Raw genomic sequence first — 17,009 nt, forward strand, 5'->3', positions numbered from 1 at the left:
GGCGGGAGCCGTCATTCTGCCGGGTTGAGACCGGCCGCGGCGAGCGGCGAGGATGGCGCATCCGTCTTCGTCCGAGCGTTCCTCATGACCGATACCGCCGACACCGCCGCCGCGACGCGACCCATCGCCCTGATCCCCATCGACGTACAACGCGGCTTCGACTACCCGCCGTGGGGCCGCCGCAACAACCCGGACATGGAAGCCAACGGCCGTCGCCTGCTCGCGGCCTGGCGCGAGCGCGGCTGGCCGTTGATCCACGTGCGCCACGATTCGCTGCAACCCGGATCGAGCCTGCGTCCCGACCATCCCGGCCACGCCTTTCGCGATGGTTTCGAACCGCTGCCCGGCGAGGCGATGGTCGGCAAGTCGGTCAACGCCGCCTTCATCGGCACCGACCTCGACCTGCGCCTGCGCCGGCTCGGCGTCGACACCGTGGCGCTGTTCGGCGTCAGCACCGACATGTGCGTGTCCACCACCGCCCGCATGGCGAGCAACCTCGGCTATCGCACCGTGGTGATCGGCGATGCCTGCTTCTGCTTCGATCTCGACGACGGTGCGGGCGCGACCATCGCGGCCGAAGCGATCGGTGCCGCGCACCTGGCGACTTTGCGCGCGGAGTTCGCGCAGGTGCTCGACACCGCAGATTTTCTGGCGAAGCTCGACGCATTCTGATTCGCCCCGGGCCTCTCGCGTTTGCGCGAGAGGCCCGGGGCAAGTCGTCCGCGACAACGAGCGCGGGCCCGCGCAGCGCATCGTCGATGCGGACGACGAGCGCACCGGCGAAAAACATCCGCTCATAAAACGACGAACGGTCTTGCAAGGGTAATTTTCCCCGCGTAAAGTTCGCGCCCATCTTCCCCACACCTTCCGACCGCCTTCTCATGCGCATCGAATCGACCATCGCCAAACACAACGCGCAAGGGCATAGCCCCGCGGTGTTTGCGTGCGCGTCGATCCCGCGCGGTCGCGGCCGGGATACGCGCACCCCGCACTGATCTTCCATTCCAGGAAGATCGGTCGCTCCGATCTTCCGAGGAAGGCCACGCCCTCGGACCACACTCCGGGGGCGTTTTCGTTTCGGGCGTCGGCAAAGGATTTGCTGCAGGAATCACCTTAAAAATCGCTCTTTCCGCATACCCCCGGAGCATCCGAGACGAAGGGGATCGACCGTAGAGGCGTCGAAAGACGCTGTGCCTGGATGCTTCGGCACGGGCGGCGCGTGCGCGAAAGAAACCCACAAGGGCGCTTGCGCCCGAATGGATTGCCGTCCGGAGACGGGCGGCAATAGGCAGCACCCGATGAAACGCACCGCAGCGGCGCCGGTTTCCGACCGGCCCGGTGCGCGCGGCCCTGCCGTGGCGTATGCCGCGGTGCGTGGAGGGGCTCCAACCTAGGGAAGTAGCTCAGCGGTTAGAGCGGCGCCTCGTGCGCAGGCCGTCGGTTCGATTCCGACCTTCTCTGCCGGATATAGCTCAGACGGTTAGAGCGCAGCAAATGATGCTGTTGTCGCGGGTTCGACTCCCGCTATCCACTGTCCTGAAACGACAGTCGTTGAACGCGGAACGAAAGTTCCGATCCGGGAAACGCCCCGCGCGGCGTTCCTCTTCGCATCGCCGGCACGGGACGCGCGAAGGAACGTCGCAGCGGCGATGCCGCCGGCTTCATGCCCGGCGAGCGATGGCGCACGACGCACGGCATCGACCACAACGGACGTGGCGATGCCGGCGGCGACCGCGCCACGCCCGCCGCGCATGCGGTCCGCGACGACGACGCCAGGGGCGTTCCCACCCTATTGCCTTCCGCCGCGCTCGTGCGGCGGAATCCCGGAATTCGCGTCGCCGACGCGATCCGCCGCGCCGTTGCGACATTCCGATTCGGTCGCAGCGGCCCACAACACGGATCGGACCACACCGGAACCCAAGGAGACGATCATGTTCTGGACGAAGAAGGTCGTGGTCGGCGATGCCGAGCGCGTCCTGGTCTATCGCAACCGCCGCATCGAGCGCGTGCTCGGCCCGGGCGTGCACATGCTGCGCGACCTGCGCGACGAGCTCACCCTCGACCAGCACAACATCGGCAACAGCGCCTACGCCGGCAACGACGGCGAAGCGCTGATCGCCGGCCTCGGCGAGCGCCTGTCCGAGCACTTCGTCCTCGCCGACATCGGCAACGACGAAGTCGGCCTGGTGCTGCGCAACGGCCGCTACGCCGAAGTGCTGGCGCCCGGCATGCGCCGCCTGTACTGGAAGGGCCTGGCGACGATCGACGTGCGCGCGCTGGCGCTGGCCGAGGGCCTGGAGATCGAGCGCGAGGTCGCCGATGGCCTGCGCCAGATCGCCCAGCTCGACCGCGTCGCGGCGCACGGCGCCGTGCCGACCGAGTCGGCCGGCCTGCTGTTCGTCGACGGCAAGTTCGTGCGCGTGCTGGCGCCGGGCGCGTACGCGTTCTGGAACCTGCGCAAGAACGTCGCGGTGGAGACCGTGGAGTTGCGCGTGCAGGCGATGGAAGTCTCCGGCCAGGAACTGCTGACCCGCGACAAGGTCACCCTGCGCGTGAACCTCGCCGCCAGCGTGCGCGTGGCCTCGCCGGTGGCCGCGCGCACCAAGGTCGCCAAATACGCCGAACACGTCTATCGCGAGCTGCAGTACGGCCTGCGCAAGGCGGTCTCGTCCAAGACCCTGGACGAACTGCTCGGCGACAAGGCCTCGCTCGACGCGGACATCCTCGCCAGCGCGCGCGGCGCCTGCGCCGAGATCGGCGTGGACGTGCTCGGCGTCGGCGTCAAGGACGTGATCCTGCCGGGCGAGATGAAGGACATCCTCAATGCGGTGGTGCAGGCGGAGAAGACCGCCCAGGCCAACACGATCCGCCGCCGCGAGGAGGCCAACGCGACCCGCAGCCTGCTCAACACCGCCAAGCTGATCGAGGACTCTCCGGTGCTGATGCGCCTGAAGGAACTCGAAGCACTGGAAAAGATCACCGAGAAGATCGACAAGCTGACCGTCTTCGGCGGTCTGGAGGGAGTCATGAAGCAGCTCGTCAGCCTCAAGGGCCACGGCTGAAACGCAGGACCGGGCGGCATCGCGCCGCCCGGGTTCCGATAGCGCGACAGCCCACGCCAACGCGAACGCCGCCCCGTGCGGGGCGGCGCAGGGTCGCGTGCGCGGTGCGCAAGCCGCGCGCGCGGCCGACTATCGGATGCGAAATCCATATGCGAAGCGATATGTACAAAGTGATCGTGGAACGGCCGCGCACCGGCGCCGGCTGGGCCAAGCCGGGGCGCGAACCGCGCGAACCGGACGATCGTCGCGCCTTCGAGGGCATGCGCCCGCGCGGCGGGAGCCGAAAATGGCTCAACGAAAACCTGCGCCCGTTGCAGCGCTGGCTGGAACGACAGGCCGGACGCCGCTGGGACGCGGTCTATTCGGAACTGTGCAAAAGCGTGGACCGGCGCAACAGCGTGCAGCAGCACATCCACGTGCACCTGCGCGATTTCGTCGCCATCGACGTGCTCGAGATCGGCGGCCGGCTGTGCGTCGCGCGCGGCTGGGGCGGCGTCGTCGCCCTGGCCGACAGCCGCTGCGATCTGTATGTGGATCCGCGCAACGGCTGCCTGATGCGCAACCAGGACGCCGCCGCCGACCGCGCCCTGCGTCGCCGCGAGCGCCTGCTCAAGGTGCGGGCGCGCGAAGCGGGGTGGCGCGAAGGCGTGCGCCGGATCGACGAGACCACCCAGCTGCACCGGGTGGACGGCATCTGGTACCGGGTGGAACTCGCGCCCGTGCCGCCGCCGCGCCCCGGCAAGCGCAAGCCTGGCGCCTGCGTGCCGGCGCCTGCGTTCGACGCGCTGCTGCACACCCCTGTCGGTTCGTGCGCCGGCAAGCGCTGCGGCCTGTTCGGCCGCTGCGATGTCTACGCGCGCAGCAAGCGGCAGTTGAACCAGGCCGAACTGATCGCGCATCGGCTGCGCAACGGCGACGGGCCCGACCCGTTCGAACCGCACGTGGCCGTCGCGCGAGGCGAGCGCTCGCGCAAATTCCGCGGCCGGCTGTACTTCGGCGCCCAACACAAGGAACACTGAATCATGAGTACCTCCCACTACGAACTGCTCCACGCCGACGAAGGCGTGGCCCCAGTCAAGGCCTGGATCCGCGGGGTGCCGGTCGACGAGGGCGCCAAGCGACAGCTGCGCAACATCGCCGCCCTGCCCCATGTCGGCCCCTGGGTCGCGGCCATGCCCGACGTGCACCTCGGCAAGGGCGCCACGGTCGGCTCGGTGGTGCCCACGCGCGGCGCGATCATCCCCGCTGCGGTCGGCGTCGACATCGGCTGCGGCATGGCCGCGGTGCGCACCACCCTGCAGGCCAAGGACCTGCCCGACAGCCTGGCCCGCGTGCGAGCGGCGATCGAGCATTGCGTGCCGGTCGGCAACGGCCGCGGCGGCGAACACCGGCGCCTGCCCGACAGCCACGCCACCCGGCTGGCGAAATCGGGGCTGGCGGCGCGGCTGGACGCGATCCACGCAAAGCACCGCAAGCTGCGCACCGACAAGCTCGACAAGCAGATCGGCACGCTCGGCGGCGGCAACCACTTCATCGAGCTGTGCCTGGACGAGGCCGGCGCGGTGTGGGTGATGCTGCATTCCGGCTCGCGCGGCACCGGCAACCTGATCGGCAGCTACTTCATCGAGCTGGCACGGATGAAGCTGGAGAAGCGCACGCTCGGCTTCCATCTGCCGGACAAGGACCTGGCCTTCCTGCTCGAAGGCGAGCCCTTGTTCGACGACTACGTCGAAGCCGTCGGCTGGGCCCAGGACTACGCCCGCCACAACCGCGAGGCGATGATGGACCGGGTGCTGCACGCCATGCGCATCCAGCTGCCGAAGTTCCAGCTCGACAAGACCGCGGTCAACTGCCACCACAACTACGTCCAGCGCGAGGAACACTTCGGCGAGCCGTTGTGGGTGACGCGCAAGGGCGCGGTCAGCGCGCGCGAGGGCGAGCTCGGGATCATTCCCGGCAGCATGGGCGCGCGCAGCTACATCGTGCGCGGCAAGGGCAACGCCGACAGCTTCCACAGCTGCAGCCACGGCGCCGGCCGGGTGATGAGCCGGACCGAGGCGCGCCGCAGCATCACCCTCAAGCAGCACCGCGAAGCCACCGCCCACGTGGAATGCCGCAAGGACGCGGCGGTCATCGACGAATCGCCGGCGGCGTACAAGCCGATCGAGGCGGTGATGGCGGCGCAGGCCGACCTGGTCGAGGTGGTGCACACGCTGCGCCAGGTGGTCTGCATCAAGGGCTGACCCCGACGCTGCGTCGCTTGTTTGCGGTACTTGGCGCCGCCCGCGAGGGCGGCGTTTTTTCGCTCAGTCGGCCAGCACCAGCCGCCAGGCGCCTTCGACGTGGGCCTCGACCTGCGACCACGACGCGCGCTCGGCGCCGCGCAACCGCTCCCAGCCGCGCGCGAGTTCGTCGCGGATGTCGTCCCAATGGCGCTCGCCGTGGTGCAGGCGCGCGCCCAGGCCGTAGGTGATGGCCAGTTCGCGGGTCCGGTGGGGAATCAGGGCGGCGGCGGTGGCGGTCGCGGCGGCCGACGAAGCGTCGGCCCCGCCGGCCTCGTCGGCGCTGCTGGAACTGAACCAATCGACGTTGCGAGGCGGCATGGACGAATCCGTTGGCATCCCTTTTGCATTTCGAAGATAACGTTTTTTCGCGCGCGGGAGTCCGGCAAAAGTCGACTTCGCACGTGCAAAACGCGAGCGAAGTCGCAAACGCGCATCGGGGATAGCCTTCGTCCGTTCGTCGAAGATGCAAGCGGGCGTGACGGACCGTATACGAAGTCGGCTCGCGACTGAACGCACGTGACCGCATTCACAGCGGCGGCGCGGCGCGAGAAAGGCCCACCGGCGCATCCCTGCGCCGGCCGCCGGACGAGAGCGTCGGGCGCATCCGCCATCGGGCGGGCGGGGTCGAGAAACTCGCGTGCGCAACCGTATACCGTTGCGCCGCGCGCTCAGGCGCGCGCGGGCTGCGGGCGCAGGCGCCACCGCCACTTGAGGTTGACGCCGAGGGTGCCGAGCACGATCAACGCCACGCCCACGCTCTGCACCGGCGCCAGGGTGTGGCCGTAGACCGCGTAGTCCAGCAGCAGCGCGACCACCGGATAGATGAAGGCCAGCACCGCGATCGTCGCCACCTGCAGGCGCGGGTAGGACGAATAGAACAGCACGTAGCACACGCCGCTGTGGATCAGGCCGAGGCCGGCCAGCCAGAACCAGTGCGGGCCCGGCGCCATGACCTTGGCGTAGTCGGCGAACGGCGCCAGCATGACCACGCCGACCAGGCACTGGATCAACACCACCGCGAACGGCCGCTCGCGGCTGATCCGCCGCGACAGCAGCAACGACGCGCCGCACAGCACCGCCGCGACGAAGGTCAGGCCGACGCCGATCAGGTAGCCGCTGTCGGCGCTGCGCCAGAGCTTGAACGGATCGGCCGAGCACAGCACGCCGACGAAGGCGATCGCGGTCCAGCCGAGGTCGGCGGCGCGGCTGCGCTCGCCGTAGAACGCTGCGGCCAGGCCCAGCACCACGAACGGGAAGAAGTGGTAGACCATCGTCGCCACGCCGATCGAAGAGCGCGCCATGCCGGCGAACAGGGCGACCCAGTTCAGCACCAGCAGCACGCCGCTGAAGACCGCCGAACGGATCAGCGCGCGCTCGCCGAGCAGGCCGCGGAACAGCCCGCGCGCCCAGCCCCAGGCGAGCAGGAAGGCGACCCCGAACACGCAGCGGAACAACACCGCGGTGATCGCGTCCTGGCCGCTTTCGTGCACGAACACGCCGACCGAGCCGATCAGCAACTCGGCGATCAGCAACTGGACCAGCGCGTTGCGCGAATCGGCGCTCGGGGCGGCGGCGGAGACGGTGCTCATGGGGAGGGGCGTGCGGGGAGCGGGAGGCTCAGGGTAGGTCCCGGCGGTGGACCGATACAGATTCAGTTAGGATGAATTTCGACCGGTACAGTTTCGTCCTGCTGTCGTGCTTGCCGTCTAGCGGACTGGGCGGGATCGAGACGAGGGTCCGGCGGTTCGCGGCGGTACGCGCGCCCTCGCCCCAACCCCTCTCCCGCGAGTGGAACAAGAGCTTTCGTGTTGCGAGGTTCGTCATGTCCCAGGAACTGCTCTACGAACGCCTCGCCGAGCGCATGCGCCGGCAGATCCAGCGCGGCGTGCTGCGCGCCGGCGAACGCCTGCCGTCGCTGCGCCGGCTCGGCCGCGACCAGCGCATCAGCCTGGCCACCGCGGTGGAGGCCTACCAGCAGCTCGAACGCGAGGGCCTGATCGAAGCGCGGCCGCGCTCGGGCTACTACGTGCGCGCGGCGCCGGCGGCGGCGCCGCGCAGCCACCGCGCGCGCCACCTCGCGCGCGCGCCGACGCCGATGCGCAATCCCGCCCTGCTCGGCGTGCTCGACGTGCAATCGCGCCGCGACCTGGTGCCGCTGCACGCTGCCACCCCGGCCGCGGCGCTGCTGCCCAGCGCCGCGCTGGCCGCCTCGGTGACGCGGGCGATGCGCCGCGATCCCGCCGTCGCGCTCGGCTACACCGTGCCGCAGGGCTTGCCGGCCTTGCGCGAGCGCATCGCCCAGCGCTACGCGCAATGCGGCGTGGAGATCGATCCCGACGAGGTCATCGTCACCGCCGGTGCGATGGAGGCGATCAGCCTCACCCTGCGCACGCTGACCCGTCCCGGCGACATCGTGATCCTGGAAACTCCCACCTACCACGGCCTGCTGCAGGCGGTGGCCGCGCACGGGCTGCGCGTGCTGGAGATCCCCAACCATCCCGGCCGCGGCCTGGACCCGGCGCACCTGCGCGAACTGCTCGAACGCCACGCCGTGCGCGCGGCGCTGCTGGTGCCGAACTTCAACAACCCGCTCGGCAGCCTCACCGGCGAGGCGGCCAAGCGCGAGATCGTCGCCGCCTGCGCCGCGCACGGCACGGTGCTGATCGAGGACGACCTCTACGGCGAGCTGGCCTATTCGGGCGAACGCCCGGCGCCGCTGCGCCGCTTCGACGACGGCGAACACGTCGTCACCTGCGGCTCGTATTCGAAGATCCTCGCGCCGGGCCTGCGCGTGGGTTGGATGCTCGGCGGGCGGCGGCGCTCGGAGCTGCTGCGCACCAAGAGCTTTTCCACGGTCGCCACCGCGACCCTGCCGCAACTGGCGCTGATCGACTTCCTCGCCCGCCACGACATCGAACGCGGCCTGCGCCGCCTGCGCCGCGCCCTGGCCGGCAACGCCCAGGCGTACCGGCAGGCGCTGCTGGACTACTGGCCCGACGGCACCTGCGTGGCCGAGCCGGCCGGCGGAATGACGCTGTGGGCGGAGTTGCCGGAAAGCGTCGACGGCCAGGCGCTGTTCGAAGCGGCGCTGGCGCGCGGCATCGGCATCCTGCCGGGGCACCTGTTCTCCAACCGCGGCGACTACACCCACCACGTGCGGCTGAGCTGCGGGCAGCCGTGGGACCGCAAAATGGAGACGGCGCTAAAGACGCTGGGGCAGCTGGCCAAGCAGCTCGCGCGATAGCCGCGCAGCATTCCTGTAGGAGCGGCGCAAGCCGCGACCGCGACAACGCAACCATGACGAAACTGCGGCGTAGTTGCGTTGGCGCGGTCGCGGCTCGCGCCGCTCCTACAGGGGGCTACCGTGCATTGGCAGCAGTCGAAACGAAACGAGCCGCAGTCTTGCGACCGCGGCTCGTTTCGTTACCGCTTCGGGCCGGACCGGCCCGCGTCAGGCCTGGGCCGTCAACAGGCTCGGCAGGAACTGGCTCAACGCGGTCTTGACCTGGTCGACGGTGAGGTCGGGCTGGCTGATCGCGCGCATCGCCAGGCCTTCGATCAGCGACTGCAGGATCAACACCCGCGTGCCGACCTGGTCCTGCGGCACGCCCAGGCCGCCCTCGGCGGCGCTGCGCGCGAACCACGAGGCCAGGTCCGCGCGGAACACCTTGTCGGAGGCGTGCGTGGCCGCGGCGATCTCCGGATCGCGCGTGGCCTCGGCGGTCAGCTCCAGGAACAAGGCCGCGCTGGTGATGCCGGGATCGTTGGCCTGCCATTGCTGGAAGACCTCGGCGATCCCGCCGACCAGGTCGCTGCTGGTGTTGAGCTTGGCCACATCGGCCCGGGCCTCTTCGAGCTGGCGCTCGATGATGGCCAGGATGATGTCGTTCTTGCCCTTGAAGTAGCGATAGATCAGCCCGGCGCTCATGCCCGCGGTCTCGGCGATGTTGGCCATGCTGGCGGCGTGGAAGCCGTGCACGACGAAACACTGCTGGGCCGCGACCAGGATGCGCTCGCGCTGGGCCTGCGCGCGCGCGGCGGCCTTGGCGCTGGGCTTGGCGGCGGTCGGGTTGCCCGGGGTGCTCATTGGCTGCGCTCGTTCCAGCCACCTCCGAGCACTTTGTACAGCGCGACCCGATTGCTCTGCTCGGCCAGGCGCGTGGTCACCAGGCCCTGCTGCGCGCCGTACAGCGTGCGCTGGGCGTCGAGCTGGTTGAGGTAGCTGTCGCGGCCGGCCTTGTAACGCGCGGTCGACAACTGGTCGGCGCGCGCGGCCGCCTCGACCAGCGCTTCCTGCGCCTGGCGCTGCTCGGCCAGGGTCTTGGTCAGCGCCAGCGCGTCGGAGACGTCGCGGAAGCCGGCCTGGATCGCCTTCTCGTACTGCGCCAGCGCGATCTTCTGGTCGGCCTTGGCCGAGGCCAGGTTGGCGCGCAGCTTGCCGCCCTGGAAGATCGGGATGTTGACCACCGGATTGACCAGCCAGCTGCGGGTGTTCGAATCGAACAGCCCCGACAGCTCGTTGCTGGCGCTGCCCAGGAAGCCGGTCAGGCTGATCGACGGGAAGAACGCGGCGCGCGCGGCGCCGATGTTGGCGTTCTGCGCGCGCAGCAGGTGCTCGGCCTGGAGCACGTCCGGACGGCGCAGCAGCACCTCCGACGGCAGGCCCTGCGGCAGCGCCGCCAGGCCGGCGACGCCGGCGGTGAGCTTGCTCGGCAGCAGCGCCGGATCGACCGGTTCGCCGACCAGCAGGTTCAGCGCGTTGGTGTCCTGCGCCACCTGCCCGGCGTAACGCGCCGCATCGGCGCGCGCCTGTTCGACCTGGGTGCGCGCCTGGCTCAGTTCCAGGCCCGACACCGCGCCGAGTTCGCGGCGCTTCTGGGTCAGGTCGTAGGCCGACTGCTGGTTCTTCAGCGTCGCCTCCGACACCGACAGCAGCTCGCGGTCCGCGGCCAGGGTCAGGTAGGCGTTGGCGACCTCGGCGATCAGGCTCAGCTGGGCCGCGCGGCGCGCTTCTTCTTCGGCGAAGTAACGCTGCAGCGCGGACTGGCTCAGGCTGCGCACGCGGCCGAACAGGTCGAGCTCGAAGTTGGCGATGGACGCGCCGGCCTGGTACTCGTCGACGACCTGCTGGTTGTCGCCGCCGGTGCGTCGCAGCTGCGCCGTGGCGTTCAGCGCGGGCAACCGGTCGGCGCGCTGGATGCGGTACTGCGCGCGCGCCTTCTCGACGTTGAGCACGGCCACGCGCAGGTCGCGGTTGTTGTCCAGCGCGCGGCCGATCAGCTGCTCCAGGTTCGGATCTTCGAAGAAATCGCGCCAGCCGATGTCGGCCACCGCCGCGCCTTCGCCCGCGCCGGCGGCTTGCGAGGCCGCCGGGTCGGAGGTCAGCGGCTGCGCGCCGACGAAGGACTGGGTGGTCGGCGGCAGCGGCCACTGCGCCGGGATGCCGGCGTCCTGCGCCGGCAGCTTGGGCGCCAGGCTCACGCAGCCGGTCGCCGCCAGCGCGATCGCCAGGGCCAGGGCGTGGGTCGAAAACTTACTCATGGCTCTGCGCTCCTTGGGCGCTGTGCTCAGCGGGCGCGTGTTTGTTTCTGACGAAGATCTTCTCGACCACGACGAAGAACAGCGGGACGAAGAAGATGCCCAGGAACGTACCCACGATCATGCCGCCGAGCACGCCGGTGCCGATCGCGCGCTGCGCGCCGGAACCCGCGCCCGAGGCCAGGGCCAGCGGCAGCACGCCCAGGCCGAACGCCAGCGAGGTCATGATGATCGGGCGCAAGCGGTCGCGCACCGCCGCCAAGGTGGCCTCGATCAGGTCCATGCCCTTCTCCAGGTTCTCCTTGGCGAACTCCACGATCAGGATCGCGTTCTTGCTCGATAGACCGACTGTGGTGAGCATCGCCACCTGGAAGTACACGTCGCGCTCCATGCCGCGCGCCCAGGTCGCCAGCACCGTGCCGAGGATGCCCATCGGCGCGATCAGCAGCACCGAGGTCGGGATCGCCCAGCTTTCGTACATCGCGGCCAGACACAGGAACACGATCAGCAGCGACAGCGTGTACAGCAGCGGCGTCTGCGCGCCCGCCTGACGTTCCTGGAACGACAGGCCGGTCCACTCCAGGCCGATGCCCTGCGGCAACTGCGCCACCAGCTTCTCGACCTCGGCCATGGCCTGGCCCGAGCTGACGCCCGGCTTGGCTTCGCCGTTGATTTCCAGCGCGGACACGCCATTGTAGCGCTCAAGCCGCGGCGAACCGTATTCCCAGCGGGTCGAGGCGAACGCCGAGAACGGCACCATCTCGCCCTTGTCGTTGCGCACGTACCAGCGGTTGAAGTCGCTGGGCACCATGCGGAACGGCGCATCGGCCTGCACGTAGACGCGCTTGACCCGGCCGCGGTCGACGAAGTCGTCGATGTACTGGCCGCCCCAGGCCGCCTGCAGGGTCGAGTTGATGTCGGCGATGTTCAGGCCCAGCGCGGCGGCCTTCTGGTTGTCGACGTCGACGCGGAACTGCGGGGTGTCCTCCATGCCGTTGGGACGCACGTTCTGCAGGAACTGGCTCTGCGCGGCCATGCCGAGGAACTGGTTGCGCGCGGCCACCAGCGCATCGTGGCCGAGCGCGCCGTTGTCCTTCATGTAGAACACGAAGCCGTTGGAGTTGCCCAGTTCGAACACCGCCGGCGGCGCCAGCGCGAACACGAACGCGTCCTTGATCTGCATGAAGCTGCCCATCGCGCGGCCGACCACGCCGTTGACGCTGTTGTCCGGCGCCGGGCTCTTGCCGAAGCTGAAGAACGCCTTCATGCGCTCGCCGAAGCTGGTCGCGCGCTCTTCCCAAGGCTTGAGCTGGGCGAAGGCCATGCCCGCGTTCTGGCCGTTGCCGGCGAAGCTGAAGCCCTGCACGGTGAACAGCGAATCCACGGCCTTGTCGTTGAGGAACTGGTCCTCGACCTTCTTCAGCACCTCGCCGGTGCGTTCCTGGGTCGCGCCGACCGGGGCCTGCACGATGGTGAACAAGAAGCCCTGGTCTTCCTGCGGCAGGAACGAGGACGGCAGGCGGAAGAACAGCACGCCCATCAGCGCCGCCATCGCCGCGAACACGATCATGAAGCGGCCGGCGCGGGTGACGATGCCGTGGACCACGCCCTGGTACTTCTTGTTGCCGGCGTCGAACTTGTTGTTGAACCAGCCGAAGAAGCCCTTGTCGGACGCGTGGTGGCCCTTCTGGATCGGCTTGAGCATGGTCGCGCACAGCGCCGGGGTCAGCACGATCGCGACCAGCACCGACAGGAACATCGCCGAGACGATGGTCACCGAGAACTGGCGGTAGATCACGCCGGTGGCGCCGCCGAGGAAGGCCATCGGCACGAACACCGCCGACAGCACCAGGCCGATGCCGACCAGCGCGCCGGTGATCTGGTCCATCGACTTGCGCGTGGCTTCCTTGGGCGAGAGGCCTTCCTCGCTCATCACGCGCTCGACGTTCTCGACCACGACGATGGCGTCGTCGACCAGCAGGCCGATGGCGAGCACTACCGCGAACATGGTCAGCATGTTGACCGAGTAGCCGAACAGCGCGAGCAGGCCGAACGTGCCCAGCAACACCACCGGCACCGCGATCGTCGGGATCAGGGTGGCGCGGAAGTTCTGCAGGAACAGGTACATGACCAGGAACACCAGCACGATCGCTTCGAGCAGGGTCTTGACCACTTCCTCGATCGCCACGCGCACGAACGGCGTGGTGTCGAACGGCGTCACCGCCTTGAGGCCCTTCGGGAACGAGGGCTTGAGCTGCTCCAGCTCGGCCTGCACCGCCTGCGCGGTGGCCAGCGCGTTGGCGCCGGTGGCCAGCGAGATGGCGATGCCGGTGGCCGGCTTGCCGTTGAAGCGGGCGATGGTGCTGTAGTCCTCCTGGCCCAGCTCGACGCGGGCGACGTCGGCCAGCTTCAGCACCGCGCCGGTGCTGTTGGCGCGCACCACGATCTGCTTGAACTGCTCGGCGGTCTGCAGGCGGTCCTGCGCGGTGATGGTGGCGTTGAGCTGCTGGCCCTTCACCGACGGGGTGCCGCCGAGCTGGCCGACCGCGACCTGGGCGTTCTGCGCGCGCAGGGCGTTGATGACGTCGGTCGGGGTCAGCTTGTAGGTGTTGAGCTTGTCGGGATCGAGCCAGATCCGCATCGCGTACTTGGTGCCGAACAGCTGGGTGCTGCCGACGCCGTTGACGCGGGCGAGCGGGTCGACCAGGTTGGCGGCCACGTAGTCGGCGATGTCGGCGCCGTTCATGCTGCCGTCCTCGGACACGAAGCCGATGACCTGCAGGAACGACGAGTTCGCCTTGGACACGCTCACGCCCTGCTGCTGCACGATCTGCGGCAGCAACGGGGTGGCCAGCTGCAGCTTGTTCTGCACCTGCACCTGGGCGATGTCGGGGTCGGTGCCGCTCTCGAAGGTCAGCGTCACCGAAGCCTGGCCGTCGGAGGAGCTGGTCGCCGACATGTACATCAGGCCGTCGATGCCCTTCATGTTCTGCTCGATGATCTGGGTCACCGAGTTCTCGACGGCTTTAGCCGATGCGCCGGGATACGACGCGTTCACCGCGACCGTGGGCGGCGCGATGGTGGGATATTGCGAAATGGGCAGCCGGGTGATCGCGATCGCGCCACCGAGCATGATGATGATCGCCAAGACCCACGCGAAGATGGGGCGATCGATGAAGAACCGTGCCATGAATGTCTCCGATTACTGCTTCGGCGCGGCGGCGGGGGCCGCCGGCTTGGCCGGCGCGGCGCCCTTCTCGGTCGCGTCCACCGGCATGCCGGGGCCGATCTTCTGCAGGCCTTCGACGATGACCTTGTCGCCGGCCTTCAGCCCGCCCTCGACCAGCCACTTGTCGCCGATGGCCTGACCGACCTTGATCTCGCGCGGCTCGACCTCGCTCTTGGCGTTGACCACCAGCGCGGTGGCGTTGCCCTTGGGATCGCGGGTCACGCCCTGTTGCGGCACCAGCAGCGCGTTCTGGCGCACGCCGGTACCGACCTGGGCGCGCACGTACATGCCCGGCATCAGGATGTTGTCGGGGTTGGGCACCACCACGCGCAGCAGGAAGCTGCCGGTGCCTTCGTCGACGGTGACCTCGGAGAACGCCAGCTTGCCGTCGTGCTCGTAGCGGCTGCCGTCCTCGAGCAGGATCTGCACCGGCGTGCTCGCCTCGCTCAGCGTGCCGGCGGCGATCTGCTTGCGCAGGGCCAGCAGTTCGGCGCTGGACTGGCTGATGTCGACGAACACCGGATCGAGCTGCTGCACCACCGCCAGCGCATCGGCCTGGTTGGCGGTGACCAGCGCGCCGGCGGTGACCGCCGACTTGCCGATGCGGCCGCTGATCGGCGAGACGATGCGCGCGCGGCCGAGGACCACCCCGGTGCTGGCGACCTGGGCGCGGCCGGCGGCGACGTCGGCGCGGGCCTGCTTGAGCGTCGCGGTGGCGTTCTCGTCGTCCTGCTTGCTGACCGCGTCGATCTTGACCAGCTCGGTCGAGCGGCGGGCATTGAGCTGCGCCGAATTCAGCGACGCCTCGGCGCGCGCCAAGGTCGCCTTGGCGTTCTCGGCGTCGGCCGCGTAGGTCTTGTCGTCGAGCTGGTACAGCGGCTGCCCCGCCTTGACCAGCCCGCCCTCGGCGAACAGGCGCTTCTCGACGATGCCGTTCACCTGCGGCCGCACCTGCGCCACCAGCGAGGCGCTGGTCCGGCCCGGCAGTTCGCGGGTCAGGGTGATGGTCTCGGGCTTCAGGGTCACCACGGTGACCTGGCCCTTCTGGCCGCCCGGCCCGCCGGGGCCGCCTTGTTGATCGCCGCCCTTGCCACAGGCCGCGAGGGCCAACGCAAGTACGGAAACGGTGAAAATTGCCTTATAGGACATGGACTTGCGCGACGGCATTGGGGGAGCCTCAGGTGTGGGTGCGGCCAGGACGGACTGCAGGCGGATCGTAGAATGAACGATCATTCTCTTTTTTTCTGCGTGAATAGTCCATCAACAACGGCGTGCCGATTGCCCTGTTCAGGCAGTTTCAGAGCCGAAGGCTGTGTTTTTTTGTGCGCAGCAGCACCTAAAAAGCAGAATCGGCAAATATTGCCGCGCGCCAAGATGTCTCTCCTCAAGGACACAAGGGATCGACTCTGCCGCTCTCAACTGCCTGCTGCCATTTGAGGTCGTCGTTGAACTGCAGTACGACCAACCCCCACTCCACGCGGACGCAGAACCAGGTGCAATCGGAGGAATCGGGCGCGGGTTCGTTGTCCAATCGCCACACATCCACCGCCCTCGATGGGCCGACCCGCAGTCGTCCTTGTGCTTCCAGCGCGAACCACAGCGCATCCATCACTCTAAAAGACAAGTATTCGCGCAAGTTCTCCAAATCGGCCGCGCTCCGATTGGCAACCTCGCGCACCAGAAACGGTTGCATCTCGGACTCCAGGCTGCCCAGTCCGCGCGGCAGGCGCTGCCGCCCCGTCTGTGCAAAGGCGAGTTGGGAGTACCAGCTTTTGCAATCCCTGATCGCTTGCTCGATGCAGGCGTCCGGCTCGGCCAGTTCGATCAGAAAAGCGCCGGCGGAGTAGCGGCGGGAACCATTCGCCGATGCGGCGATGCCGTCGAGATAGCCGTCGAGCCTCGCTACTTCCTTGTGTACTTCCGGGCAGATCATGCGATTCGCGCGGGCGACGTGGCCGCGGAGGCAACAAATTGGCGATGAGAATACTAACACTCAGCACGAACGAGCCGAAGGCAACAACAAAGCGAAACTTCTATTGGAATCCCGAACTCGCTGAAAAGCCGTAGCCACGATCCAGCTGAAGGATCGATCTTCGCGGACAGAGGAAGGAGCGCAGTACAGCTAATTTAGAGAGCGCCGAGCGAATTCATCGCACCACCTGGCATTGAACGCTATCGCAGCCCTTGCCGCTGCGAAGCAAAGCAATCCGATAAGAAAAGAAATCCGATAAGAAACGCCGCCGGCTTCCTTCCATATGGTCAGGTCGGCACCCGTAACGCCCTTGCAGAATCGAACAAACCGCGGATGCCGCGGGTCCATATGCGACTCAGCCACCTTCCAGCCTTCTCGCTCCAGGCGCTTCGTATGGTCAGCCACTACCTCATCCGCAGGGCGGCGAGACTTGAAATCCTTGGCGGCGCCAACGGGCCCGCCGTGGTTGATCAGTTCCAGCGGGCCCACCTGCTGGTCCTCCTCAAACACGGAAAACTGCGAGAGCTGATGTCCCAGCTCTCACGCCGGTGAAGCATTCGCACGTTCGTTACCCGCCATCAGGCCGTTCACCGCGTAAATCGCAGCCACAGCCAAGCAGGCGCCGACGGCCAGACGACCCAGGCGATGCCTGGAGAGCGTGGGCCTACCCGTTGATGAGCGGTCTGCTTGCTTCACCGGGGTAGGTATTCCTCACATTGATGCAGGGCGCGCCGATACCGAGTTCCACAGCGGTGCGGCTGCCGTTCCAGATCCTGCTCCACAGCAGCCACAAGATCCATCGATGTTATCGGATCGGCTACTGGCGAATCCGACGACTATACGCTTGGGAATTCTCGGATCCCTTGGGCATTCGTCCAACCATCCGGCCGCCAATGAGTCGGCTTCTCCGCGCGAAGAGGACG

The 17,009-nt window shown here is 68.3% G+C and carries 12 protein-coding genes and 2 tRNA genes; 7 read left to right on the forward strand and 7 right to left on the reverse strand.

Annotated elements, in window-relative coordinates; all coding sequences use genetic code 11:
• Positions 1-84: 84 nt before the first annotated feature.
• From BLV01_RS21890 to BLV01_RS21915, 6 genes are all read left to right on the forward strand, one after another.
• Positions 85-672, forward strand: coding sequence for a cysteine hydrolase family protein (locus BLV01_RS21890; protein ID WP_091805134.1), 588 nt, complete (start codon positions 85-87; stop codon positions 670-672).
• A 720-nt stretch (positions 673-1,392) separates the two neighbouring features.
• A tRNA-Thr gene (locus BLV01_RS21895) sits at positions 1,393-1,461 on the forward strand.
• Positions 1,462-1,463: 2 nt separating this feature from the next.
• A tRNA-His gene (locus BLV01_RS21900) sits at positions 1,464-1,531 on the forward strand.
• A gap of 400 nt (positions 1,532-1,931) precedes the next feature.
• Positions 1,932-3,062 carry a slipin family protein gene (locus BLV01_RS21905; RefSeq protein ID WP_091805137.1) on the forward strand — a complete coding sequence of 377 codons (1,131 nt, stop codon included), beginning with the start codon at positions 1,932-1,934 and terminating at the stop codon, positions 3,060-3,062.
• 161 nt (positions 3,063-3,223) lie between these two features.
• Positions 3,224-4,081: a hypothetical protein gene (locus BLV01_RS21910; RefSeq protein ID WP_091805139.1), complete on the forward strand. Its 858-nt coding sequence runs from the start codon at positions 3,224-3,226 to the stop codon at positions 4,079-4,081.
• Between the two features lie 3 nt (positions 4,082-4,084).
• Complete coding sequence (locus BLV01_RS21915; protein WP_091805143.1) at positions 4,085-5,305, forward strand: RtcB family protein; 1,221 nt, start codon at positions 4,085-4,087, stop codon at positions 5,303-5,305.
• 63 nt (positions 5,306-5,368) lie between these two features.
• On the opposite strand, the gene BLV01_RS21920 is transcribed toward BLV01_RS21915, so the two are convergent.
• Together BLV01_RS21920 and BLV01_RS21925 are read right to left on the reverse strand one after the other, a co-directional pair.
• A complete protein-coding gene (locus BLV01_RS21920; protein ID WP_091805145.1) occupies positions 5,369-5,665 on the reverse strand; it encodes a hypothetical protein in 297 nt (98 codons plus the stop codon).
• A 350-nt stretch (positions 5,666-6,015) separates the two neighbouring features.
• The gene (locus BLV01_RS21925) at positions 6,016-6,936 is read right to left on the reverse strand and encodes a DMT family transporter (protein WP_091805148.1); all 921 of its coding nucleotides are present in this window, start codon (positions 6,934-6,936) and stop codon (positions 6,016-6,018) included.
• Between the two features lie 233 nt (positions 6,937-7,169).
• Between BLV01_RS21925 and BLV01_RS21930 the strand changes: the two genes are divergently transcribed.
• Entirely contained in the window at positions 7,170-8,591 is a 1,422-nt protein-coding gene (locus tag BLV01_RS21930) for an aminotransferase-like domain-containing protein (protein WP_091805151.1), read from the forward strand.
• 207 nt (positions 8,592-8,798) lie between these two features.
• Here BLV01_RS21930 and BLV01_RS21935 read toward each other — a convergent pair whose 3' ends face one another.
• From BLV01_RS21935 to BLV01_RS21955, 5 genes are all read right to left on the reverse strand, one after another.
• Positions 8,799-9,434 carry a TetR/AcrR family transcriptional regulator gene (locus BLV01_RS21935; protein ID WP_091805154.1) on the reverse strand — a complete coding sequence of 212 codons (636 nt, stop codon included), beginning with the start codon at positions 9,432-9,434 and terminating at the stop codon, positions 8,799-8,801.
• The gene (locus BLV01_RS21940) at positions 9,431-10,888 is read right to left on the reverse strand and encodes an efflux transporter outer membrane subunit (RefSeq protein WP_091805157.1); all 1,458 of its coding nucleotides are present in this window, start codon (positions 10,886-10,888) and stop codon (positions 9,431-9,433) included. The genes BLV01_RS21935 and BLV01_RS21940 overlap by 4 nt, the downstream gene beginning before the upstream one ends.
• Entirely contained in the window at positions 10,881-14,075 is a 3,195-nt protein-coding gene (locus BLV01_RS21945) for an efflux RND transporter permease subunit (RefSeq protein ID WP_091805160.1), read from the reverse strand. The genes BLV01_RS21940 and BLV01_RS21945 overlap by 8 nt, the downstream gene beginning before the upstream one ends.
• Positions 14,076-14,087: 12 nt before the next feature.
• Positions 14,088-15,263 (reverse strand): efflux RND transporter periplasmic adaptor subunit, encoded by a 1,176-nt coding sequence (locus tag BLV01_RS21950; RefSeq protein ID WP_139179065.1) that lies wholly within the window; start codon positions 15,261-15,263, stop codon positions 14,088-14,090.
• Between the two features lie 235 nt (positions 15,264-15,498).
• Positions 15,499-16,047 (reverse strand): hypothetical protein, encoded by a 549-nt coding sequence (locus BLV01_RS21955; protein ID WP_091805165.1) that lies wholly within the window; start codon positions 16,045-16,047, stop codon positions 15,499-15,501.
• Between the last annotated feature and the right edge of the window lie 962 nt (positions 16,048-17,009).

Source organism: Lysobacter sp. yr284 (genome assembly GCF_900107375.1).
Taxonomy (GTDB): Bacteria; Pseudomonadota; Gammaproteobacteria; order Xanthomonadales; family Xanthomonadaceae; genus Lysobacter.